At 71.7% G+C, this 23,786-nt stretch carries 17 protein-coding genes and 2 pseudogenes; 12 read left to right on the forward strand and 7 right to left on the reverse strand.

What is annotated here, in order from left to right:
• From AB0K60_RS05720 to mce, 3 genes and pseudogenes are all read right to left on the reverse strand, one after another.
• A pseudogene (locus AB0K60_RS05720) lies at window positions 1–267 on the reverse strand (hypothetical protein); the annotation flags it as partial.
• A gap of 195 nt (window positions 268–462) precedes the next feature.
• Window positions 463–1,773 carry a cellulose-binding protein gene (locus AB0K60_RS05725; protein ID WP_364048986.1) on the reverse strand — a complete coding sequence of 437 codons (1,311 nt, stop codon included), beginning with the start codon at window positions 1,771–1,773 and terminating at the stop codon, window positions 463–465.
• A gap of 270 nt (window positions 1,774–2,043) precedes the next feature.
• Window positions 2,044–2,481, reverse strand: coding sequence for a methylmalonyl-CoA epimerase (gene mce, locus AB0K60_RS05730; protein WP_364048988.1), 438 nt, complete (start codon window positions 2,479–2,481; stop codon window positions 2,044–2,046).
• Window positions 2,482–2,576: 95 nt separating this feature from the next.
• Here mce and AB0K60_RS05735 point away from each other — a divergent pair, with 95 nt between their 5' ends.
• Together AB0K60_RS05735 and meaB are read left to right on the forward strand one after the other, a co-directional pair.
• Complete coding sequence (locus tag AB0K60_RS05735) at window positions 2,577–3,764, forward strand: acetyl-CoA C-acetyltransferase (RefSeq protein ID WP_364048990.1); 1,188 nt, start codon at window positions 2,577–2,579, stop codon at window positions 3,762–3,764.
• A 265-nt stretch (window positions 3,765–4,029) separates the two neighbouring features.
• A complete protein-coding gene (gene meaB, locus AB0K60_RS05740; protein WP_364048992.1) occupies window positions 4,030–5,154 on the forward strand; it encodes a methylmalonyl Co-A mutase-associated GTPase MeaB in 1,125 nt (374 codons plus the stop codon).
• Window positions 5,155–5,929: 775 nt separating this feature from the next.
• Here the strand turns inward: meaB and AB0K60_RS05745 are convergent.
• Together AB0K60_RS05745 and AB0K60_RS05750 are read right to left on the reverse strand one after the other, a co-directional pair.
• Window positions 5,930–6,676 (reverse strand): DUF4230 domain-containing protein, encoded by a 747-nt coding sequence (locus tag AB0K60_RS05745; RefSeq protein ID WP_364048994.1) that lies wholly within the window; start codon window positions 6,674–6,676, stop codon window positions 5,930–5,932.
• Window positions 6,677–6,751: 75 nt separating this feature from the next.
• The gene (locus AB0K60_RS05750; protein WP_364048996.1) at window positions 6,752–8,068 is read right to left on the reverse strand and encodes a hypothetical protein; all 1,317 of its coding nucleotides are present in this window, start codon (window positions 8,066–8,068) and stop codon (window positions 6,752–6,754) included.
• Window positions 8,069–8,392: 324 nt separating this feature from the next.
• Here AB0K60_RS05750 and AB0K60_RS05755 point away from each other — a divergent pair.
• Window positions 8,393–8,905: pseudogene (locus AB0K60_RS05755) on the forward strand (MarR family transcriptional regulator); the annotation flags it as partial.
• A 253-nt stretch (window positions 8,906–9,158) separates the two neighbouring features.
• Here the strand turns inward: AB0K60_RS05755 and AB0K60_RS05760 are convergent.
• Complete coding sequence (locus AB0K60_RS05760; protein ID WP_364048998.1) at window positions 9,159–10,964, reverse strand: S8 family serine peptidase; 1,806 nt, start codon at window positions 10,962–10,964, stop codon at window positions 9,159–9,161.
• Window positions 10,965–11,133: 169 nt separating this feature from the next.
• Here AB0K60_RS05760 and AB0K60_RS05765 point away from each other — a divergent pair, with 169 nt between their 5' ends.
• From AB0K60_RS05765 to AB0K60_RS05780, 4 genes are all read left to right on the forward strand, one after another.
• Window positions 11,134–12,801, forward strand: coding sequence for a methylmalonyl-CoA mutase family protein (locus AB0K60_RS05765; protein WP_364049000.1), 1,668 nt, complete (start codon window positions 11,134–11,136; stop codon window positions 12,799–12,801).
• 344 nt (window positions 12,802–13,145) lie between these two features.
• The gene (locus AB0K60_RS05770) at window positions 13,146–14,045 is read left to right on the forward strand and encodes a tetratricopeptide repeat protein (protein WP_364049002.1); all 900 of its coding nucleotides are present in this window, start codon (window positions 13,146–13,148) and stop codon (window positions 14,043–14,045) included.
• Between the two features lie 254 nt (window positions 14,046–14,299).
• The gene (locus tag AB0K60_RS05775; RefSeq protein ID WP_364049004.1) at window positions 14,300–15,709 is read left to right on the forward strand and encodes an NAD-dependent malic enzyme; all 1,410 of its coding nucleotides are present in this window, start codon (window positions 14,300–14,302) and stop codon (window positions 15,707–15,709) included.
• 275 nt (window positions 15,710–15,984) lie between these two features.
• The gene (locus tag AB0K60_RS05780; RefSeq protein ID WP_364049006.1) at window positions 15,985–16,563 is read left to right on the forward strand and encodes a YqgE/AlgH family protein; all 579 of its coding nucleotides are present in this window, start codon (window positions 15,985–15,987) and stop codon (window positions 16,561–16,563) included.
• Window positions 16,564–16,584: 21 nt separating this feature from the next.
• Here AB0K60_RS05780 and AB0K60_RS05785 read toward each other — a convergent pair whose 3' ends face one another.
• Complete coding sequence (locus AB0K60_RS05785) at window positions 16,585–17,316, reverse strand: TetR family transcriptional regulator (protein WP_364049008.1); 732 nt, start codon at window positions 17,314–17,316, stop codon at window positions 16,585–16,587.
• A 182-nt stretch (window positions 17,317–17,498) separates the two neighbouring features.
• Here AB0K60_RS05785 and AB0K60_RS05790 point away from each other — a divergent pair, with 182 nt between their 5' ends.
• The 5 genes from AB0K60_RS05790 (at window position 17,499) to AB0K60_RS05810 (ending at window position 23,772) form a co-directional block, all read left to right on the forward strand.
• Window positions 17,499–19,076 carry a DHA2 family efflux MFS transporter permease subunit gene (locus tag AB0K60_RS05790; RefSeq protein WP_364049010.1) on the forward strand — a complete coding sequence of 526 codons (1,578 nt, stop codon included), beginning with the start codon at window positions 17,499–17,501 and terminating at the stop codon, window positions 19,074–19,076.
• 252 nt (window positions 19,077–19,328) lie between these two features.
• Window positions 19,329–19,577 carry a DUF3039 domain-containing protein gene (locus tag AB0K60_RS05795; RefSeq protein ID WP_364049012.1) on the forward strand — a complete coding sequence of 83 codons (249 nt, stop codon included), beginning with the start codon at window positions 19,329–19,331 and terminating at the stop codon, window positions 19,575–19,577.
• A gap of 538 nt (window positions 19,578–20,115) precedes the next feature.
• A complete protein-coding gene (locus AB0K60_RS05800; RefSeq protein WP_364049014.1) occupies window positions 20,116–21,009 on the forward strand; it encodes a zinc metalloprotease in 894 nt (297 codons plus the stop codon).
• A gap of 116 nt (window positions 21,010–21,125) precedes the next feature.
• Window positions 21,126–21,923 carry a hypothetical protein gene (locus AB0K60_RS05805; protein WP_364049015.1) on the forward strand — a complete coding sequence of 266 codons (798 nt, stop codon included), beginning with the start codon at window positions 21,126–21,128 and terminating at the stop codon, window positions 21,921–21,923.
• 91 nt (window positions 21,924–22,014) lie between these two features.
• Window positions 22,015–23,772: a DEAD/DEAH box helicase gene (locus tag AB0K60_RS05810; protein ID WP_364049016.1), complete on the forward strand. Its 1,758-nt coding sequence runs from the start codon at window positions 22,015–22,017 to the stop codon at window positions 23,770–23,772.
• Window positions 23,773–23,786 lie beyond the last annotated feature (14 nt).

Below are 23,786 nucleotides of genomic sequence, written 5' to 3' on the forward strand. Positions count from 1 at the left end.
CTCGCCTGCGGCACCTTCATGTCCGGCACCCTGATGTCCGGCACCCTGATGTCCGGCACCCTGATGTCCGGCACCCTGATGTCCGGCACCGTTCCCGGCTTCGGTTCCCGTGCCGGTCTCGGTGCCGGTCTCGGCCTTGCTCCCGGTGCCGGCCCCGGCTTTGGCCTCGGCAGGGGGTTGGGTGCCGGCGCCGATGTCGCCCGCGCCTGCTTGCGGCGGTTCGCCCTCGTGCGGCTGCGACGCCGAGGGGGCGATGGAATCGGCCACTTCCGCTCCTTGATCGAGTCATGTCCCCGCCCGGCAGGCGCGTCGCCCCGCCGGAGAAGGCCGCGAACCGGCCGCGACACGCAACGAAGGAGAGCCTAGCGATCGTAACGTCGCCAGGCTCTCCTCCGTCGTGCCTTAATCCCCGATACCGTGCCGGATCGTGCCCCGGCGGGTCACTTGATCATCCCCGCAGGGTCACTCCTGCCACCACTCCGCGTCCTCGGCGGGCTCGGTGCTCTTGCTCGACACCGGAGCGGGAGTGGTGGGGGCGGCCACCGGCTTCTCGACGGCGGGCTTCACGGTCGGCGCGAGGGCCGGCTTGGGCGCAGGCGCGGCCACCGCCGGGGCGGGCTCCTCCATGCCCGGCAGCGGGGCGCCGCCGAGGAGCTGACGCAGCTGTGCGAGGTGGCTGGTGATGCTGTCGCGCTGGCGGGTCAGCTCGTCGACCTGGCGCTGCGCGATCGTGAGGGTGCGCTCGGCCTCCGCCTTGGCCTCGGAGACGATCGACTCGGCGCTCGCCTTCGCCTCGGCGACGAGTTGGTCGGCGTTCTTGCGGGCGTTGGCGATGAGCTGCTTGGCGTGGTTGTCGGCCTCGCGGCGGGTCTGCTCGGCCTGCTGCGTGGCCTTGCTGGCCCGCTGCTCGGCGGTCGCGGCCCGCTGCTCGGCCTCGGTGACCATCTTCTGGGTGTGGGCCTGGGCGCTGGCGTGGCGCTCGGCCTCCTGGCGCTCGGCCTCCTCGCGCCGGGCGGCGAGTTGGATCTCGAACTCGGCCTCGTCCTGGGCGCGCTTGGCCTCGCTCTCCTCCAGTACCCGCTGGGCCTGGGCGCGCATCTCGTCGGCCTGGCGCTTGGCGGTGGTGAGGATCTCGTCCCGCTCGCGCTTGGTGGAGGCACGCAGCTGGGCGACCTCGCGCTCGGTCGTGGTGCGCAGCTTGGCGATCTCGCGCTCGGCGTCGGCGCGCTTCTCGGCCACCTCGTGGTCGGCGGTCGAGCGGAGCTTGGCGACCTCGCGCTCGGTGGTCGCGGTCAGCTCCTCGGCCTCACGGCGGGCCGTGGACCGGATCTCGTCGGCCTCACGCTCGGCGGTGGAGCGCATGTCGTCGGCCTCGCGGCTGGCGAGGGCGCGCTTCTCGGCGGCCTCGTTCTCGGCGGCGGCGCGCGTGTCGGCCGCCTCCACCTTCGCCGCAGCCTTGATCTCGTTCGCCTCGGAGCGGGCGGCCTGGACGAGCTCGGTGGCCTGCTCCTCGGCGAGCCGCAGCAACTGCTCGATGCGGGCGCCCAATCCGGAGTAGGTCGGGCGCTCCTGCTCCTGGAGCTGCCGCTGTGAGTCGGCGAGTTCGCGCTGCAGCGCGAGAATCTGCTCACGGGCCTGGCGCAGTTCGGCGTCGAGCTGCTTCAGGTGGTCGTGAACCTGGTGCCGGTCGAAGCCGCGGAGCACCACGTCGAATTCCCGCATGGGGGCGTCTTCGAAGAAATTATTGAGCTGGGCGTCGATGTCGGACTGCATGAGGCTCGATCCTGGTTGTCGAGACGGCTACACGGGCCGGACGGGGGGTTCGGACTCCCGACGTGGCCCCTGCCGCATGGCATTGGCCGGGCACTCGACATCGAGGGTTAGCCGAAGCTCACCCTTCGCCCCGTATGCCCGGTTCCTTGCGTCAGCGGCACGGTCCACGTTCGGTGGAAGGCCAGCGTACTCCGGCGTCGCCTTGTTGGACGCCCCCTCCGACTTTATGCGCGACTTGTTACGAATGAACCCTCCTCGTGATCACTTACATCACGAGTCGTGCCTCGGTGCCTCGACCAGCTCCGTCAGAACCCCCCCGACGTCCTTCGGATGCAAGAACGCTATCGAGGCGCCCATGGATCCATGCCGCGGGCGCCTGTCGATCAGCCTTACCCCCTTGGCCTCGATTTCGGCAAGCGCTCCTGCCACATCAGCCACACCGTAGCCCACGTGGTGCACGCCTTCACCCCTTTTCGCAAGGAATTTCCCCACCGCCGTCTCCGGGCTCAGCGGTTCCAGCAACTGGATGTACGACCCGCCCAGCGCGGCCGGGCCGCCGTCGGCGACGCGCAGCATCGCCTCGCGTACGCCCTGCTCCTCGTTGACCTCCCGGCTCACCACCGTCAGGCCGAAGGTCGACTCGTAGAACGCGACGCTCTCCTCCAGGTTGTGACACGCGATCCCGACATGGTCGATGCGCAGGAACATGCGGTTATCCACAGGTCTCCCCCTCCTTCACGGCCGGACGCGGCCTCATGGGTATGGTGGCAAAGTCACCAGGCCGCGGGAGTAGGGAGGCCCTGATGTCCACTTCTGTCATCGTCGCCGGAGCGCGTACGCCCATCGGTCGGCTGCTGGGATCCCTGTCGGAGCTGTCCGCCGTCGACCTCGGCGGCATCGCGATCAAGGCCGCGCTGGAGCGCGCCGGCGTGTCGCCCGAGAAGGTCGAGTACGTGATCATGGGTCAGGTGCTCCAGGCCGGGGCGGGCCAGATACCCTCGCGTCAGGCGGCGGTCAAGGCCGGCATCCCGATGACCGTGCCCTCCCTCACGATCAACAAGGTATGCCTGTCCGGCCTCGACGCGATCGCGCTGGCCGACCAGCTCATCCGCGCCGGGGAGTTCGACATCGTCGTGGCCGGGGGCATGGAGTCCATGACCAACGCGCCGCACCTGATCCCCGGCATGCGCAAGGGCGTCAAGTACGGCGGCGCCGGCATCGTCGACTCCATGGCGTACGACGGGCTCACCGACGCCTACGACCAGGTGGCGATGGGCGAGTCCACCGAGCGCCACAACAAGCCGCTCGGCCTGACCCGCGAGGAGCAGGACGCCTACGCGGTCCGCTCGCACCGGCTCGCCGCCGCCGCGATCAAGAACGGCGTGTTCGACGACGAGATCGTGCCGGTGCCGGTGCCGCAGCGCAGGGGCGAGCCGGTGATGTTCGCCGCCGACGAGGGCGTGCGCCCCGACACCACCCTTGAGGCGCTGGCCCGGCTCAAGCCGGCCTTCGCCCCGGACGGCACGATCACCGCGGCCTCCGCCTCCCAGATCTCCGACGGCGCGTGCGCCGTGGTGGTGATGTCCAAGGCCAAGGCGGACGAGCTGAACCTGCCGTGGCTCGCCGAGATCGGCGCGCACGGCAACGTGGCCGGCCCCGACAACTCGCTGCAGTCGCAGCCGGCCAACGCCATCCGGCACGCCCTCGGCAAGCAGGGCCTCACCCCGGCGGACCTCGACCTGATCGAGATCAACGAGGCGTTCGCCGCCGTGGTGCTCCAGTCCGTCAAGGAGCTCGGCGTGCCGCTCGACATCGTCAACGTCAACGGCGGCGGCATCGCCCTCGGCCACCCCATCGGCGCCTCGGGCGCGCGCATCGTGCTCACCCTCGCCCACGAGCTGCGCCGCCGCGGCGGCGGCGTGGGCGCGGCGGGGCTGTGCGGCGGCGGCGGCCAGGGCGACGCCCTCATCCTCAAGGTGGCCGGTGCCTGACCGGCGGCCTGGAGGTGCGGCGGCGGCGTGGGCGCGGCGGGGCTGTGCGGCGGCGGCCAGGGCGACGCCCTCATCCTCAAGGTGGCCGGCGCCTGACCGGCGGCCCGGGAGGTGCGGCGGCGTGGGCACGGCGGGGCTGTGCGGCGGCGGCCAGGGCGACGCCCTCATCCTCAAGGTGGCCGGCGCCTCACCGGCGGCTTGGAGGTGCGGCGAGGGCGTGCGGCGGAGGCGTGCGGATCGGATCGCGACGTGATCGGAGGCGGGCGTGGCCGCGGACATCGGTGAGCTGATCGCGGGTACTCGGGAGGGACGGCCGCGCGCGGTGGCGCGGCTGATCTCCCTGATCGAGCGCGCCGCGGCCGTCTCCGCTCCGGCACCAGGTCTGGTACGAGGTCCGGCACCAGGTTCGGTATCGGGCCCGGCGCCAGGTCCGGTACGAGGCCTGGTACCAGGTGAGGTACGCGGCCCGGTATCAGGTCCGGTACGCCGCCACGAGCCGGGGCCGGGCGCGGGGGAGGCCGCCGCCGAGACGCTGCGCCGGGTGATGGCGGAACTGGCCGTGCCGGTGCCGGGCGGGCGCAAGCCGTACAGCGCGCGGATCATCGGGCTGACCGGATCGCCCGGGGTGGGCAAGTCGACCACCACCTCGATGCTCATCGGGGAGTTGCGGCGGCGCGGGATGCGGGTGGGCGTACTCGCCGTCGATCCGTCCAGCCCGTTCACCGGCGGAGCGCTGCTCGGCGACCGGGTACGCATGCAGGAGCACGCCACCGACCCGGACGTCTTCATCCGCTCGATGGCCAGCCGCGGCCATTTGGGCGGGCTGGCCTGGGCCACGCCGCAGGCGCTGCGCGTGCTCGACGCGGCGGGCTGCGAGGTCATCCTGGTCGAGACCGTCGGCGTCGGGCAGGCGGAGGTGGACATCGCCGGGCTCGCCGACACCACGATCGTGCTGCTCGCCCCGGGAATGGGCGACGGCGTCCAGGCGGCGAAGGCGGGCATCCTGGAGATCGGCGATGTGCTGGTGGTGAACAAGGCCGACCGCGACGGGGCCCAGGCGACGGTCCGCGAACTGCGCACCATGGTCGCGCTGGGAAACGCCGCGTGGCGCCCGCCCATCGTCACCACCGTGGCCAACCGCGGGGAGGGCGCGGCCGAGCTCGTCGAGGCCCTGGACAAGCACCTGGCCTACCTCGCCGAGTCCGGCGACCTGGAACGTCGCCGCCGCGCACGGGCCCGCGACGAGATCGAGGCCATCGCCGTCGCGAGCCTGCGCTCCCGGCTCGCGCGGGTGCACGGCGACGCCCGCCTCGACGCCTTGGCGGGGCGGGTCCTCGACGGCCGGATCGATCCCTACACGGCCGCCGCCGAGTTGATCGCCGACATCTGAGCCCAAGGGCCACCGGCGGATGGCACCACGATGTGCCGCAGGACCACCGGGGCTCCCGAGCCCCCCGCGTGGGTCGGGGACGTACTTCCAGGCGTCATTCGCAGACCGCATCCGAAGACCGCCGTCGACCTCGTGCACGTCGTCACGGACGCGTCGGCGGACGTCGGCGACATGAAATTGACATGAACGCGGCGCCGCCACGGTGACATCAAGGCCGAAGGCAGCGTGACGACCGGCGGGTGTGACCGGGGTGCTCTGGGTTCGTGGGCGTGGGTGATGAGCGCTGGGCCGAGGTCGGCGGTGCCGTCATGGCGGACGCGGCGCTTGCGAGGGGCCGCTCAGGCTTCGCCACGTCCGGTGGGTGTGACCGGGGTGTTCTGGGTTCGTGGGTGTGGGTGATGAGCGGTGGGCCGGGGTCGGCGGTGCCGTCGTGGCCGACGGCGGTGTGGCGTGGTGGTCAGTTGCGGTGCTTGCGAGGGGCCGCTCAGGCTTCGCCATGTCCGGTGGGTGTGATCGGGGTGTTCTGGGTTCGTGGGTGTGGGTGATGAGCGGTGGGCCGGGGTCGGCGGTGCCGTCGTGGCCGACGGCGGTGTGGCGTGGTGGTCGGTTGCGGTGCTTGCGAGGGGCCGCTCAGGCTTCGCCACGTCCGGCGGGTGTGACCGGGTGCTCTGGGTTCGTGGGGGTGGGTGACCAGCGCTGGGGCGAGGTCGGCGGTGCCCTCGTGGCGGACGGCGGTGTGGCGTGGTGATCGGTTGCAGTGCTTGCGACGGGACGCTCAGGCTTCGCCGGACCACTGGATGATGACGGTGGTGAAACCCAGGGACTTCAGCATGCCCTCCAGCATCGCCCGGGTGTTTTGGTCGGCTCGGGCGCGCAGGTCGCTCGCTGCCGCGGCCTCGGCGATCTTCTTTTCCGCGAGCACGTAGAGTTCCTGCTGGTTCTGGGGCGAGGAGGACATGAACTCCTGCACGCGGTCGAGCAGGCCGCGCTCGTGGGCGTAGACGTAGGAGCGGCGGTTGTCGATGTTGGTCTTCTCCAGTTGCGCGTGGGGGATGCGTACCGTCACCGTCTCGCCGTCGGCGGAGACCATGAGCGCGTCCGAGGCCAGCCGGCTGAAGTCGACGTAGGCGTCCACGCTGCCCACACCCACGAACAGGGTCCGGCTGCCCTTGATCGCGTCGGGCAGGAATGCGGCGTCCTTCTCCAGATCGACGATCACCTGGAAGGTGCCGGAGGCGGCCTCGAAGCGGCTCAGGTTCTGGATGGACTGCAGCAGCACGGGCGGGCTGCGGTCGATCGTGGTCTCGGCGAACGGGTTGAGCCACGACCAGGTCAGCCGTACGCCGACGACGAGCAGGACCGCGACCACGAGCAACCCGGCGAGCAGCCGCGGGCGTCGGCGTCCTCGGGGCGGCGCCGGGGGCGGCGGCAGGCCCGGGCCGTCCGCGGCACCGGATGGGACCGCGGAGTCCTTTGGTGCGGGGGAGGCGGCCCTGGGGGAGGAGGTCTGCCGGTTCACCATCCTTACATTCCCTGGAACGGTACGACTTCACACGCCATGCCCGCTCGATCCCCATTCGGGGCGTACCGGGGTGAGTCACCGCGAGGGGACATAGCCGGGGGACGGGTTGACGGGATAGACGTCTCGGACGGCGGGCGCCGGGGGAGAGAAATGGGAGTTTCCTCCGGCGAAGTGGTTGGTGGCGAGGCGGCAGCGGGCGAAGTCGGTGAAGAACATGCGCAGCCAGTCGCGCCGCTGCTGCTCGGTGAGGACGGAGAACCAGGCGGCGGCCCGGCGGTGCTCGGGCAGGTCGCCCGCGGGGATGGGGTCGCCGCGCAGCCAGGCCAGGACGATCTCGCGGTAGCCGCCGGCCGTGCCGGGGCAGGGTGGGGCGAGCCGCTCGGTGAACTCGGCGACGGCGCGGTCGGCGTAGCCGGGGCGCAGGTCGTCGACGTGGACGGGCACGACGCCGGGGGCGAGATCCGGCCGCTCGCGCCGGGAGTGCTGCTCGACCCTGGAGAAGGCCCCCGGGGTGCCGGCGAGGCGTGAGGCGAGCGTGATGAAGGTGGCGCTCAGTTCGTCCAGGCCGGCGCGCATGCCCGGGTGCACGCAGACGGTGATGGGCCACTCCTGGCAGGCGTACGCGACCGGCTTCGCGGCCATCGGCCGGTCCGGCCCGGCGAGCAGCCGTGCCACTCCCGCGCCGCCCGCGGTCAGCGCGACCGCGGCGGCGAGCGCCGGCAGGACCTGGCGGCTGACGACGGCCGCCCACCCGAGCAGCACCGCCGCGCCGGCCCCGGCCAGCCACAGCGCCTGGTCGGCGAACGCCTCCGGATTCAGCCCGCCGAACAGGTCGTACGGCTCGCGGATCGCCGGCGCGAGCCGCTCGGCCCAGCCGGGCCCGTTCGCCGCCCACTGGGACAGCGCGTACCCGCCGGCCAGCACCGCGAACGGGGTGATGCCGCGCGGCAGCGCCCACCCGGCCAGCCAGCCCAGCGCCACGAAGAACGTCAGCCCGGCCGCCCCGGCCGCCAGACCGCTCGGCGGCAGCCTGCCCGCCTGCTCGCTCAGCGCGCTCCTGACCGCCAGCACGAGCACGGTCGCGCCGAACGCGGCCACGACGACCAGCAGCACCGCCAGCGGCGCGCGCAACGCCCGCCACGCCCCCGGGACCGGCGCGCGACGCCGCCGGGCGCGGCGTTTGCGCAAGGCGACCCAGGCCGCGAACGCGGCCGCGACCGGCCCGGTGAGCCGCAGCGAGCCCACCACGGCGCCCACCGTGTTCTCCCAGGCGGCCACGCCGGGTATGAGGACGTTCCACGCGGTGACGAGGCCGAGCCCGAGCAGCACGGCGACCGCGACCGCCGCGCTCTGGTTCAACTCCTCCCGCGTGACGCCCCTGTGCCTACGCACGAGCCCGCGTGGCCCCCGGCCACGCCGCCCGTCGCTGGCTGATGTTCATCTGCCAACCCCCCGTGCGGGAGGGCGGCGGCGATCCGCACGATGCCGTTTCCCCCCGGCACCGCTGCGAGGTCGGCCCCCTGTCGCGTCGCGACCGTGCGCCCCCGCGCGTGGTCGCGACGCGGCCTTCCTCGCGGATTTTGCCGCAGCCTCACCCTTTCGACGCGACAACCATAACTGAGCGTGATGTTTGCCGTCGTGTTTCTTGGTTAAACGGGTGATCCTATTACGTTATGTGTTTGGGCGAACCGGCGCGAGGCACGCTACCGTACGGCTGTGCGTACCGGTCGGCCCAAACCTCTCAATCTGCCCTTCGACCCCATCGAGCGCGCCGCCGAGACCTGGCGCGATCGCTTCGGCGCGTCGTCGGCCATGGCTGCGGTCACGTCGATCATGAGAGCGCACCAGATCCTGCTCGCACAACTGGACACGCTGCTCAGGCCGTATGACTTGACCTTCGCCCGCTACGAGGCGCTGGTGCTGCTCACGTTCAGCCGGACCGGTGCGCTGCCGCTGTCGCGGATCGGCGAACGGCTCATGGTGCATCCGACGAGCGTGACCAACACGGTGACCCGGCTGGAGCGGGCGGGCCTGGTCCGCCGCCTGCGCAACCCCCGGGACGGCCGCGGGGTCCTCGCCGAGATCACCGATTCCGGCCGCGACGTGGTCCGCAGGGCCACCGGCGACCTCATGGCGGCCGGTTTCTGCATGACCATGTACGGCGAGCGGGAACTGGACGGCCTGTTCGACCTGCTGCGCACGCTGCGCGTCGCCGCCGGGGACTTCGACCCGGCCCTCGCCGGCCCCGGCACGGCCCCGGGGACCGGCTCGGGCACGGACACCGGCGCGCGGGCAGTGGCGGACGGGGAGACGGGCGGGAAGGTCGGCGGGGAGGCCGGCGGTCCGGGCGACACCGCGTTCACCGCCGAGGCGAACCGCGGATCCGCGGACCCGGCCGGGGCCGGAACGGCCTGACGGCCGGCGCGAAACGCGTTCGCCGCCGGCCGTCAGGTGTGATGCGTGGAGCGCGTGGATCCGCGCGTCAGTGCCGCGCGCGCACGGCGTTGAGGGCGTTGACCATGCCCTCGCCGTAGAACCCGTTGCGAGCGGTGGTGCCCTCGCAGGTGTGCGTGGTCACCACGGTGTTGACCGAGCCGTCGGGCTGCGGAACCCTGCGCGTGTAGGTGTAGGTGCCGCCCGGCGGGCAGGACATGTTGGTCGCGGTCGTCTTCAGGACGCGCTCGACCGTGTCCGGGTCGAGGGTGAGGCCGCCGCGGAACCTGTCCGGCTTGCCGTACCTGCTGACGATCAGCGCGGCGACGCCCGCGGCGCGCGGGGAGGCCATGGACGTGCCCTGCAGGTACTGGTAGTACGCGCAGACGCCCTTGGCGTCACAGTCCCGCACCACCTGCGGCACGATCGGGGTGCCGTCGGGGTTGAGCTGGCCGCGCTCCTCGGCGATCGCCTTGGGGTAGGCCGACAGCGTGCCGTAGGTGCGGTCCAGGTCGTTGGTCGGCGTGTTGTAGACGTCGCCGCCGGGGGCGGAGACGTCCACCGAGCCGTTGCCGTAGCTGGAGTAGTAGGCCATGCGCTTGGAGATGCCGGTGGAGCTCACCGAGATCACGTGGTCGCCCTCGGTCGGCAGCGACAGGCAGGCCGGCGGGACGGTACGGCTGCGCGGCGCCTCGCCCGGCACGGAGGCGAAGTCCGGGCTGGTGGCGTCGACGTTCGTCTTGGTGTAGTCGATCGCCTGGTTGCCCTGGGCGGCGACCAGGGTGACGCCGCGGCGGTGGGCGTAGTTGAGCGCGCGCTGGGTGGCCTTGATGATCGTGGCCTGCTCGGCGCGGTCCTCGGGGGAGTCGTCGGGGTTGTCGGTGCAGTTGAACAGCCACGGGTCGATGTAGTAGCTCATGTTCACCACGTCGACGCCGATGTCCGCCGCGTAGGTGAGCGCGTCCACGGTCGGCTGGAGGAAGAAGTAGCCCGAGTCCTGGCCGGCGCGCAGGTTGACCAGGGTCACCTTCGGCGCCACGCCCGCGATGCCGAGGCCGTTGATCGGGGAGGCGATCGCGGAGGCGACGTGCGTGCCGTGCTCGTTCTCGTCGACGTCGGCGGGGTCCTGGCAGGAGCCGTCGGGCTCGGCCTCGCACGGGCCGTCCACCTCGTCGCCGTTGGCGTCCACGGGGATGTCGACGGTGAAGTTGCGGCTCAGCGCCCTGCTGAAGTTGGGGGCGATGTCGGGGTGGGAGGCGTCGACGCCGGTGTCCATGATGCCGACGAGCACGCGCCGGTCGCCCTGTTCCACGCGGTAGGAGCCGGACGCGGTGGCGCCTATGTGCTGCAGGTCCCACTGCAGGTGGGCCAGGGGCTCGGTGAGGTCGCGCGGCTTGCGGGGGGTGTGGCGGTTCGGCCTGCGGTCGAGGTTCCCCTCCCGTTCGAGCGCGCGGTCGGCGGCCGTGCGGACGTTCGCCCCGGCGGTCCGGGCGGCGCGCGGGACCGAGCCGATGATCCGGTCCCGCGCGACGCCCTCGATCGTCGGGTTGCCCGCGAGAGCGGCGGCGAAGTCGGCGGCGGCGCTGGTCACGGTGGCCAGTCCGACGGCCCCGTTCTCCTTGACGATGCGGCCGCCCGCGGCCTCGATCGCGCTTCTCGCGGCGGCGGGGTCGGCGCCCTCCTTGTAGAGGACGAGGTACTCGTGCTCCGCGGCCGTGTCGGTGGGGGAGCCGGTGGGGGAGCCGACGCCGGTGGGGGAGCCGACGCCGGTGGGGGCCGCGGATAAGGCGTGGGCGGGTGCCGCCAGGGAGGCCACCACGACGGCGGTGGTGGCGGCGATGATGACGCGCTTCACACTACCTCCTTACAGGTAGAGATCACGATGAGTCATCTTGGGGGCATTTACCGACGTTGTCAGGAGCTGTCGGAATTCCGCGACCAAGGCGTGATCTGACGGTGTTCTGGCAAGAATTAGTAGGACGTCCTAGTATTTGTTGGCGTCAAGGTCGTATCGAGGGGGAACGATGGAGCGTCGCGAGATCGAGGCCGGCCGAGCCCGCTGGCAGGCACGTTACGACGCGGCCCGCGAGCGTGACGCCGAGTTCCGGACGCTGTCCGGTCTGCCGGTCGATCCGGTGTACGGGCCGGAGGGCGACGACCCGCGCTTCGAGCGCATCGGCTGGCCGGGGGAGTACCCGTTCACCCGAGGGCTGTACGCCACCGGCTACCGGGGGCGGACCTGGACGATCCGGCAGTTCGCCGGGTTCGGCAACGCCCGGCAGACCAACGAGCGCTACAAGATGATCCTCGCCGCCGGGGGAGGCGGCCTGTCGGTCGCCTTCGACATGCCGACGCTCATGGGCCGCGACTCCGACGACCCCCGATCGCTCGGCGAGGTCGGCCACTGCGGGGTGGCCGTCGACTCCGCCATGGACATGGACCTGCTGTTCGACGGCATTCCGCTGGGCGAGGTCACCACCTCGATGACGATCAGCGGGCCGGCGGTGCCGATCTTCTGCATGTACCTGGTGGCGGCCGAGCGGCAGGGGGTGCCGCACCGCGCGCTCGACGGCACGCTGCAGACCGACATCTTCAAGGAGTACATCGCGCAGAAGGAGTGGCTGTTCGCGCCCGAGCCGCACCTGCGCCTGATCGGCGACCTGATGGAGTTCTGCGCCGCCGAGATCCCGGCGTACAAGCCGCTGTCGGTCTCCGGCTACCACATCCGGGAGGCCGGCTCCACCGCCGCGCAGGAGCTCGCCTTCACGCTCGCCGACGGGTTCGCCTACGTCGAGCTCGGGCTGAGCCGCGGGCTCGACGTGGACGTGTTCGCGCCGGGGCTGTCGTTCTTCTTCGACGCGCACATCGACTTCTTCGAGGAGATCGCGAAGTTCCGGGCGGCGCGCCGCATCTGGGCCCGGTGGATGCGCGACGTCTACGGCGCCACCACCGAGCGCGCCCAGTGGCTGCGCTTCCACACCCAGACCGCCGGGGTGTCGCTCACCGCCCAGCAGCCCGACAACAACATCGTCCGCACCGCGATCGAGGCCCTCGCGGCCGTGCTCGGCGGCACCAACTCGCTGCACACCAACGCGCTGGACGAGGTGCTCGCGCTGCCGAGCGAGAAGGCGGCCGAGATCGCGCTGCGCACCCAGCAGGTGATCATGGAGGAGACCGAGGTCGTCAACGTCGTCGATCCGCTCGGCGGCTCCTGGTACGTCGAAGCGCTCACCGACCGGCTGGAGGCCGAGGCGGAGGCGATCTTCGAGAGGATCCGGGACATGGGCGGGGACGGGACGATGACGTCGGGCATCCTGCGCGGCATCGAGGACGGCTGGTTCACCTCCGAGATCGCCGAGGCCGCCTTCGACTACCAGCGCAAACTGGAGAAGGGGGACAAGCGCGTCGTCGGCGTGAACTGCCACACCGCGACCGTGGAGGAGCCGCTGGAGATCCTGCGGGTCGGCCACGAGGTCGAGGTGGAGCAGCGGCGGGTGCTCGCCGAGCGGCGGGCGGCCCGGGATCAGGGGGCCGTCGACCGCGCCCTGGCGGAGATGACGGCCGTCGCCCGTGGGGAGGGCAACCTGATCCCGTCGATGCTGGAAGCGGCGCGCGCCGAGGCCACGCTCGGCGAGATCTGCGACGCGCTTCGCGCGGTGTGGGGCACCTACTCCGAGCCCGCCCGCTTCTAGAGCCCGCCCGCTTCTAGAGCCCGCCCGCTTCTAGAGCCCGCCCGCTTCTAGAGCCCGCCCGCTTCAAGAGCCCGCCCGCTTCAAGAGCCCGCGCCGACCACGCGTCGCCCGCACCCGAGCCCTCACTGGTGAGCCCTCACCGAACCCGCACTGAGCCCTCACCGAGCCCTCACCGAGAGCCCGTCGCCAGCCCGTACCGACGCGCCCCGCGATCGCTTTTCGGCGCCTTCGCGGGCGGGGCGTACCGGCACCGGCGTGCGGGTGACCACCAGTGCGCGGGCGATGGCAGGATTGGACATATGAGCCCTGCGGACTTCACTCGACCCGGATCGCTTTACGGCGCCGTGGACCTTGGCGCACGCAAGCAGGCATTGGAGGCCCAGGCCCGGCGTGAGGCCGCGGCGGCCCAGGCCAAGGCCGGCGGCGCCCCGCCCCCGACCGCCACGGTCATCGACGTCACCGACCAGACGTTCACCGCCGAGGTCATCGAGCGCTCGATGCGCGTTCCGGTCATCCTCGACCTCTGGGCGACCTGGTGCGAGCCGTGCAAGCAGCTCAGCCCCGTGCTGGAGAAGCTGGCGGCCGAGGCGGGCGGCCGGTGGGTGCTCGCCAAGGTGGACGTCGACGCCAACCCCCAGATCAGTCAGGCCCTGCGGGTGCAGAGCATCCCGACCGTGCTGGCGATCTTCCAGGGGCAGGCGGTCACCGGGTTCCAGGGCGCGATCCCCGAGGCGCAGGTACGCCAGTGGCTCGGGCAGCTCATGGAGGCGCTCGCGCAGTATCTCGGCCCGGTCGGCGAGCAGACCGCCGAGGCCGGCGACGGGCCTCCCGCCGACCCCGACCTGCTCGCCGCCGAGCGCGCGGTGGAGGAGGGCGACCTCGACGCCGCCGAGGCGGCCTACGAGCGCCTGCTCGCGCGTGCCCCGGGCAACGCCGACGCCAAGATCGGGCTGGCCGGCGTGGGGCTGCTCAAGCGCACCCAGGGACTCGACCAGGCTCAGGTGCTGAGCGCCGCCGCGGACGCGCCCGACGACATCGAGCTGCAGCTTCAGGCGGCCGACCTGGAGATGCTGGCGGGCTCGGTCGAGTCGGCGTTCAACCGCCTCATCGGCCTGGTACGCCGTACCGCGGGAGACGACAGGGACCGGGTGCGCACCCACCTGATCGGCCTGTTCGACACCCTGCCCACCGCCGACCCGGCCGTGGCCAAGGCGCGCAGGTCGCTGGCGAACGCCCTGTTCTGACCTCCCTGTTCTGGCCCCTTAGTTCTGGCCCCCTGGTTCTGGCGTCCTGGTTCTGACCGGCCCCGGAGGTCGTCTTCGGCACGGCCCGGTTCCTTGCGGGCACCGGGCCGCTCACGCCTGCCCGGAAATCGCCGAGGGCGTGGCACACGTGCGGTGAACAGGCACGGAGGATGGGCGGCATCCCCACGGTCACATCCTTTACCGTGGCACGATGGAAAAACCCACCCAGGTCCGGGGCGAAGGAGCGTAGTGACGTGGCCACCGTGCCCAGCGTTTCATATTCGATCACCGTCCGGCTCGAGGTGCCAGCCGGCGGCAAGGCCGTCAGCCAGCTCACCCACGCCGTCGAGAACGCCGGCGGCGTCGTCACCGCGCTCGACGTCAGCACCGCCGGTCACGAGAGGCTGCGCATCGACGTCACCTGCGCGGCCAAGGACACCGATCACGCCCAGTCCATCGTCGACAGCCTCGGCGCGGTCGAGGGCGTGCTCATCCACAAGGTCAGCGACCGCACGTTCCTCATGCACCTCGGCGGCAAGATCGAGATGCAGTCGAAGGTGCCGCTGCGCAACCGCGACGAGCTGTCCATGGCGTACACGCCCGGCGTGGCGCGGGTCTCCATGGCGATCGCGCGCAATCCCGAGGACGCGCGGCGGCTGACCATCAAGCGGAACACGGTCGCGGTGGTCACCGACGGCTCGGCCGTACTGGGGCTTGGCAACATCGGCCCGGCGGCGGCGCTGCCGGTGATGGAGGGCAAGGCGGCGCTGTTCAAGCGGTTCGCCGGCATCGACGCCTGGCCGATCTGCCTCGACACGCAGGACGTGGACGAGATCGTGCGGACCGTGCAGATCCTCGCCCCCGGGTTCGGCGGCATCAACCTGGAGGACGTCTCCGCCCCGCGCTGCTTCGAGGTGGAGCGGCGGCTGCGCGAGCTGCTGGACATCCCCGTCTTCCACGACGACCAGCACGGCACGGCGATCTGCGTGCTCGCGGCGCTCACCAACGCGCTGCGCGTGGTGGGCAAGTCCCTGGAGACCGTGCGCATCACCCTCGCCGGCGCCGGCGCGGCCGGGACCGCGGTGCTGCGGCTGCTGCTCGCGGCGGGCGCCCGCAACGTGGTGGTGTGCGACTACCGGGGCGCGGTGCACCTGGGCCGGGACGACCTGGACGACTCGCTGCGCTGGATCGCCGAGAACACCAACGCCGACGGCTACAGCGGCGACCTGCGGCACGCGGTCAAGGGGGCCGACGTCTTCATCGGCGTGTCCGCGCCCGGCATCCTCACCGGCGACGACATCGCGACCATGGCCGAGGGCGCGGTCGTGTTCGCGCTGGCCAACCCCGATCCGGAGGTCTCGCCCGACGACGCGCGCGAGCACGCCGCCGTGGTGGCCACCGGGCGGTCGGACTACCCGAACCAGATCAACAACGTGCTGGCCTTCCCCGGCGTGTTCCGCGGCCTGCTCGACGCGCAGTCCCGCACCGTGACCGAGGAGATGCTGCTGGCGGCGGCACGGGCCCTGGCGGCGGTGGTCACCGACGAGGAGCTCGGCCCCAACTACATCATCCCCAGCGTCTTCCACCCCGACGTGGCCGCGACCGTGGCGGCCGCCGTACGGGAGTCGGCCGGGGGCCGCGCTCGGGGCATGACCGAGGCGTGAGCCCGCGCTCGGGCGCGCGTTCCGCTCGCCCGAGCCACTCCGAGGGTTCACCACGGCCCGGCGTGGCCCGGCGCGGCCCACCACGGCCCGGCGCGTCCGGACGCGTACGAGCGCGTCCGGACGTGTAAGGCCGTGAAAGACCGGTGTAGGGCGTGCAACGGCGTATAGGCCGTATATGGGCATGTAAGGACGCTGTGGCGGAATCGTGAGCGGTTCGTCGTGTCTAAGTAGGGGGCGAGGCTCGCGTTCCGCGCAATACCCGCCATCATGGATGTATGGCAGAGGGGATCTACGTCGGGGCGCTGCTGGTGGCGACGCCACTGCTCGACGACCCCAATTTCCGGCGGAGCGTGGTGCTCATCCTGGAGCACGACGACGACGGCGGCACGCTGGGCGTGGTGCTGAACCGCCCCAGTGAGATCTCCGTGACCCAGGTGCTTCCCTCCTGGGACTCCCTGGTCACGGGGCCGTCGGTGCTGTTCGAGGGCGGGCCGGTGCAGACCGACAGCGCGTTGGCGCTGGCGGCGGTGCCGAGCGGCGAGGAGCCGCTGGGCTGGCGTCGCCTGCACTCGCCGACCCCGGCGGTCGCCCGGCTGGGCACCGTGGACCTGGACGCGCCGCCCGAGATCCTCGCGGGGGAGATCGCCCAGATGCGGATCTTCGCCGGGTACGCCGGGTGGACGGCGGGGCAGCTCGAGGCCGAGATCAAGCAGGGTGCCTGGTACCTCATCGACGCGGAGCCGGGGGACACCTTCCATGATGATCCGGAAAAGCTGTGGCGTATGGTGTTGCGCAGGCAGCCGGGAGAACTGGCCTTCGTGGCGACCTGCCCGGACGATCCACAAATGAATTAGGCAAGCGAAATGAACTGAATCTCAGGTGAGACGCGCGGCGGCGCGGACCGTGCCGGGAGCGCACGTGTGCCAGGCGGGGTCGAACATCTCCTCGGCGAGGGCGAGGGCCTGCTCCACCTGCCGGACGACGGAGGTCACGGCGGGGGTCACGGCGGGGGTCACAGCGGGGGTCATGGCGGAAGTCATGGCGGAGGAGTGGGCGGAAGACGCCGCGTCGTGGCACGGCGAACCCATGAAGCCCACCCGGACGGCGCCGCCGATCATCGCGACCACGATGCGCGGACGTGGATCGACCGCCGGATCGACCCCCATGCGCTCGGCCATGATCGCGCCGAGCCGCTGCTCGATCTCCTCCATGTGGGTGCAGTGCACCCATAGCAGTGCGGGCTCGGCCTCGAGGACGCGACGCGCACGGTCGAACCGTTCCCTCTCCTCGGGGCTCGCCTCGCCGAGGTAGCGGAGGAAGGCGCGGAAGGCCTCGGCGGCGGCCACGAAGGGGGGTTCGTCGGCCGGGCGCGAGGCCAGCGCGGTGACCAGGATCTCCTCCGCGGTCCCCGTGTAGTACGCCAGCAGGTCCTCCTTGCCGGCGAAGTAGCGGAAGAAGGTGCGCTGGGAGACCTCGACGGCCTCGGTGATCTGGTCGATCGTCGTCTGCTCGTAGCCCTGGCGCAGGAACAGATCCAGGGCGGCGTCGATAAGGGCGAGGCGGGTCTGCCGCTTCTTGCGCTCGCGCAGGCCGATCTCGTGCGCCATTCCTGTCACCTCTATGACATCTGGATTTCACAGTATGCCAGATGACAGGGACCGACAGATTAAATAGTTTGTCTTGTGTCAGCTGCTGACATATAGTCGCCACCGTCACTTTAGGGTCTGTACGACGTGTGGCCGGGCCGGGGCCCTGACCCGCGGCACCACGCGATCAATGGGGGACGTCCATGGAGAAAGCGTTGACCGCCGATCCCGAGGCGCCGACGCGCCGGGGTCACGGCCATCCGTGGCTGACACTGCTCGCCGTCTCGCTCGGCGTGATGATGGTGCTGCTCGACGGCACCGTGGTGTCGATCGCCAACCCGGTTATGGGCAGGGAGCTCGGCGCCTCGCTCGCCGACCTGCAGTGGGTCACCAGCGGTTACCTGCTGGCCCTCGCGGTTTTCATGATCACCGCAGGCAAGCTCGGTGACCTGTTCGGGCACAAGAAGCTGTTCCTGGTGGGCATCGCCGGGTTCGCGCTCGCCTCGCTGGCGATCGGCCTCACCTCCTCGATCGGCTGGGTGATCGCCTTCCGCGTACTGCAGGGGCTGTTCGGTGCGCTGCTGAACCCGGCCGCGCTCGCCCTGCTGCGGGTCGCCTTCCCCGGCGAGCGGCTGAACGTGGCGTTCGGCGTGTGGGGGGCGATCATGGGGCTGTCCTCCGCCGCCGGCCCCATCGTCGGCGGCCTGCTGGTGGAGAACGTCAGCTGGCAGTCGGTGTTCTTCATCAACGTGCCGATCGGCGTCCTCGCCGTCGCCGTCGGCGCGTGGGTGATCAAGGAGAGCAAGGCGAAGTTCCTGTCGAAGATCGACTACCTGGGCGTGCTGCTGCTCTCGGCCGCGATGTTCCTGCTGATCTGGGCGATCATCAAGGCTCCGCAGTACGGCTGGGGCGACGCCAGGACGATCGGCTTCTTCGCCGGCGCCCTGGTGATCGGGGCGATCTTCATCGCCTGGCAGGCCAAGGCCGCCGAGCCGCTGCTGCCGCTCGGCCTGTTCCGCAACGCGTCGGTCTCGATCGGCACCGTGCTCATGGTGCTGGTGGCCTTCTCCATGTTCGGGGCGATGTTCTTCATCACCTTCTACTTCCAGGGGGTGCACGGCCTCGGGCCGCTCGACTCCGGGCTGCGCATGCTGCCGATGAGCGCGGGCATGATCGTCGCCTCGCCGCTGGCCGGGCTCGCGATGAGCAAACTCGGACCCCGGATTCCGATGGTGGCCGGCATGCTGATCACGGCAGCGTCGATGTTCCTGCTGTCGCGCCTGGACCTGGACGCCTCCTACCTCGCCTCGGCCGTGCCGTTCGCGCTGCTCGCCTTCGGCCTGTCGCCGGTGATGGTGGGCGCCACCCAGGTCATCGTCGGCAACTCCCCCGAGGACCTCAGCGGCGTGGCGTCCGGCATGCAGCAGTCCGCGATGCAGGTCGGCGGGTCGTTCGGCACCGCCGTACTCGGCGCGATCATCACGGCGCGGGTGACGGACGTGCTGCCCGGGCACTTCACCGACGCCAAGCTGCCCGCGCCCACCCCGCAGCAGGTGGACCAGATGGCGGGCGCGGTGGCCGCCGGAGTCGTTCCCGCGCCTGCGGGGACGCCGCCCCAGGTCGTTGAGGCGCTCACCCAGGCGGCGCACCTGTCGTTCCTGGACGGCATGCACTTCGGGTTCCTCATCAGCGCGAGCGTCGCCGTCGGGGCGGCCGTGCTCGCCGCGTTCGTGAAGGCGGGCCGGAAGACGTCCGCGGACGCCCCGGTGCACGTCGGCTGACACGCGTGTGTCGGGCGCGCCGCGGCCACAGCACACCCCGGAGGGCCGTCCGGCGGAAGGCGGGGGCCGCGGCGCGTCCTCGCGTCAAGCGTCAAGCGGGCCGTGCTCGAACCGGGGATGCGTGCGACCCGGACGTTTCGCCCGCCGCGCGACCGGCATGGACGCAATACACTCGGATGTCGTGAGTGAGCGAAGCGAGCGAGCCAGTGCGCACAGTGAACCTGTGCTCGCCTGGCCGGAGGAGGAGGCCAGTTGAGCACCAAGATCCTTCCTGAGAGCGACGTCCGCCCCGATCTCTCCCACGGCGACGGCGACCACGAGCGATTCGCCCACTACGTGGAGAAGAGCAAGATCGTCGAAAGCAACGTGACCGGCATCCCGGTCCGGGCGCTCTGTGGCAAGGTGTGGGTCCCCAACCGGGACCCGAAGAAGTACCCGGTCTGCCCCGAGTGCAAGAAGATCTACGAGGAGCTGCCCGCGGGCGAGCCGGCCAACGACTGACCTGGCCGACACGACACGAGCCGCTCCCGCGCGCCCGTCGCTCGCGTGTCCGTCCCTCGCGCGGACGCGCTGCTCCACGTCGGCGCGGTCGTCGCCGACGACGGTGGCGGGCGGATCGTCGCTGCTGGCGACGCGCGGGGTGAGGCCCGGCAGGGCGGCCCGGCGAGACCGGCCGACGACCTCCGCCCAGCGCACCACGGCCCCGGCCGCCTGGGCGGCCTTCATACAGGGGCGGACGTTGGCGTCGGGGTCGAGGCGGGAGAGGACGATCTCGTCGCCGGGCCGCCAGGTGCGGGCCAGGGTGGCGGCGAAGCGGTAGGTGAGGGTGGCGGCCTCCCGAGCGGGGCGGACGCCGCGGACGGCCACGGACGACCGCCCACCACGGTGCGAGGAGAGGCGACCGGCATCGGTCGCCTTTTCTTGCGCGGGGGCGAGGTCAAAACCCGGTGTGCGGTGACCGTCACCGTGTGTTGGTCGCCCGTCGGCCGTGTGCTCCGGGTTACGGTCAGCACTCCGCCTACTGCAATCGGGGGAGTGCATGGCCCGGCGTCCGATCGCCACCTCTTTGCTGTTCCTGCTCGTCGTGGCGATCGTTCCCGGCAGCGCCGACGCCTGGGACGGCCGCTGCGGGCCGCGTTACGGCCTACGGCTGAGCGAGCGCGGGCAGGAGCCGTACGCCCCGGACGCCGCCGAGATCGCCCGCATGATGGCCGATTTCCGGCGCCGGGCGCCGCTCGCGGACCCCTCCCGCAAGGCCGCGCCCATCGAGGTGCCCACCTGGGTCCATGTCGTGACCTCCGGGCGTACGGGCGCCACCGACGACGCGGTGCGACGGCAGATCGCCACGCTCAACGACGCCTACGGCGGAAAGCAGGGCGGGGCCGACACCGGAATCTCCTTCCGCCTGCGCGGCATCACGCGTACCGACAACCCGGCCTGGTTCCGCAACCCCCTCGGCCACGAGGAGGCGCTGAAACGGTCACTGCGCCGCGGCGGACCCGAGACCCTCAACCTGTACGTGGCGGAGCTGGGGGAGCTCGTGCTCGGCTACGCGACCTACCCCTACCAGTACCCGGCGGCGCCGGTCCTGGACGGCGTGGTGATCGACTGGCGCACCCTGCCCGGGGGGTCGATGCCGAACTTCGACCGGGGCATGACCGGCGTGCACGAGATCGGCCACTGGCTCGGCCTGCTGCACACCTTCGAGAACGGCTGCGCCGAGCCGGGGGACCACGTCGACGACACCCCGCCGGAGGCGGTCGCCACCCAGGGCTGCCCGCAGAACAAGGACACCTGCCCAGCGCCGGGCAAGGATCCGGTGCACAACTTCATGGACTACTCACACGACCGGTGCATGACGCACTTCACCCCCGGCCAGGCCACCCGTCTCCGGCAGATGTGGAACGCCTACCGCAAGCCCGCGTCCACGTAGTTCCGGGGCTTCCGGCCATGCCGACTCGCGCATCTTCGATTCCGAATATGCGGATCTTGGTTGCCGAGGCGGGGGAGTGGGTTTGAATACTCCTGGGACCTCGACCAGGAGGCCGCGTGGACGAACGACCGCCATCACGCCGGCAGCCGTACGCGAGCCGCGTCTGGCCGCCGCGACAACAGGAGACGACGCACGGGCCCGACGCGGCGTCCGGCGATCGGCCGCCGCCGGCAGGGGATCTCGCCCTGCACCCGACCGCCCCGGCCGCCCCGGACGCGGCCGCCCTGGCCGCGGACGCCCTGCCGCCCTCGGCCCGCGTGTACGGCACGCCCGAGGCGCCCCCACCGCCGAAGATCCCGCCCGGACTGGCCCGGGCGCTGGTCGGCGTCGCCGTCTTCCTCGTCGTCGGCGGGCTGATCGCGGGTCTTGGATACCTGGTCCTCGACCGCGTACGGGCCGCCACGGCGCCGCCGGTGAACGCCGTGGACCGCCTGGCCGGCGTGACCTACCCGGTGCCGCCCGGGTGGCACGAGGGAAAGGTGGCTCCGGTGACCGCGTTCACCTCGGTCGTCACGCACGACGGCGACGCGGTCGTGATGGCCAGGCCGGGCGACGCCGTACAGCCCTCGGGGCTCCGTCAGGCCGCGCAGGAGCTCACCGACATCTACTCCAGGCTGCTGCTGCACGGCGACAAGGTGACCGTGGTCGAGGACGGGGGCCTGACGGTGAACGGCCGCACCGCCTACATCCGGGCCTTGCGCGCCGAGTACCACGACGTGGTCAACCGGCCCTCCTACCTGCGGGTCATGGTGCTCGGCGGGGGCGAGGTCGGTGCGGTCGTCGTGGGTCTGGTCCAGCCCGACGACCCGCGCCTGCGCGCCGACATCGACGCGATGATGCGGGGTCTGCGCTAGCGGCCGGGCGAGCGGCGGATGCGCGACCGGTTGGCGAGTATGCCGCTCGATCGGCACGTCTGTCGGATCCGCAGGCTACTCTCGATTCATTGTGAGCACTTCTGCCGCGTCTCATCTGTCACCGTCGTACCCCAACCGTGCCGCGTGGGGCACGGCGCCGAAGCTGCGCGCCTGGCAGCAGGAGGCGTTCGACCTGTACTTCCGGCGTGAGCCGCGCGACTTCCTCACCGTGGCGACGCCCGGCGCGGGCAAGACCACCTACGCGCTGCGCATCGCGAGCGAGCTGCTCGCCCGCGGCGTCGTGCGCGCCGTGACGATCGTCACGCCGACCGAGCACCTGAAGCGTCAGTGGGCCGACGCGGCGGGCCGGGTGGGCATCGCCATCGATCCGGAGTTCAAGAACAGCCAGGGCGCCACCTCCAAGGACTACATCGGCGTCGCGGTGACCTACGCCCAGGTCTCGATGCATCCGGCGCTGCACCGGGCTCGCACCGAGGCCCGCCGCACGCTGGTCATCTTCGACGAGATCCACCACGCGGGCGACGCCAAGTCCTGGGGCGACGGCGTACGGGAGGCCTTCGAGCCGGCCACCCGGCGGCTCGCCCTGACCGGCACGCCGTTTCGCTCCGACTCCAATCCCATCCCCTTCGTGTCCTACGTGGAGGACGCCGACGGGGCGCTGCGCAGCGTCTCCGACTACTCCTACGGGTACGGCCCGGCCCTCGCCGACGGCGTCGTCCGGCCCGTGATCTTCCTGGCGTACGCGGGGGAGATGCGGTGGCGGACCAGGGCCGGCGACGAGATCGCGGCCACCCTCGGCACGCCCCTCACCAAGGATCAGCTCTCCCAGGCGTGGCGGGCGGCGCTCGACCCCAAGGGCGACTGGATCCGGCAGGTGCTGCGCGCCGCCGACAAGCGGCTGACGGAGGTGCGGCGCGGCGTGCCCGACGCCGGCGCCATGGTGATCGCCTCCGACCACGAGTCGGCCCGCGCGTACGCCCGGCACCTGCGTGAGATCACCGGCCACGGGGCGACCGTGGTGCTCTCCGACGACCCTGGCGCCTCGAAGAAGATCAAGCAGTACTCCGCCTCCGACGAGCGCTGGCTGGTCGCGGTCCGTATGGTCTCCGAGGGGGTGGACATCCCCCGGCTCGCCGTGGGCGTCTACGCGACCAGCGTGTCGACGCCGCTGTTCTTCGCCCAGGCCATCGGCCGGTTCGTGCGGGCCCGGCGGCGGGGCGAGACCGCCTCGGTGTTCCTGCCCTCGGTGCCGCTGCTGATGGGCTTCGCGGCGGAGATGGAGACCGAGCGGGACCATGTGCTTGACCGCCGGACGCCCGAGGAGGGGCTCGACGACTTCCTCGTCGAGGACGCCCGCCAGAAGAAGGACAACCCCGACGTCGTCGGAGACGAACTCCCCTTCGAGACCGTCGAGGCCTCGGCGACCTTCGACCGGGTGCTCTTCGACGGCGGCGAGTTCGGCACCGCGGCGGCGCCCGGCTCGCCCGAGGAGGAGGACTTCCTCGGGCTGCCCGGCCTGCTGGAGCCCGACCAGGTCGCGACGCTGCTCAGGAAACGCCAATCCGACCAGCAGGCCGCCAAGCGCCGCCGTCCCGCGGCGTCGGCCCCCGAGCCCGCCCTGTCGCCGCACGAGGAGATCCATGCCCTGCGCAAGGAGCTCAACGGGCTCGTCGGCGCGTGGAACCACCGCACCGGCCAGCCACACGGCATCATCCACGCCGAGCTGCGCCGGATCACCGGAGGGCCGCCCATCGCCCAGGCGAGCGCCGAGCAGATCCGCGAGCGCATCGCCCTGATCCGCAAGTGGGCCACCCAGCGCTCACGCTGAAACCGTCATCCACA

Source organism: Thermopolyspora sp. NPDC052614 (assembly GCF_040678635.1).
Taxonomy (GTDB): domain Bacteria; phylum Actinomycetota; class Actinomycetes; order Streptosporangiales; family Streptosporangiaceae; genus Thermopolyspora.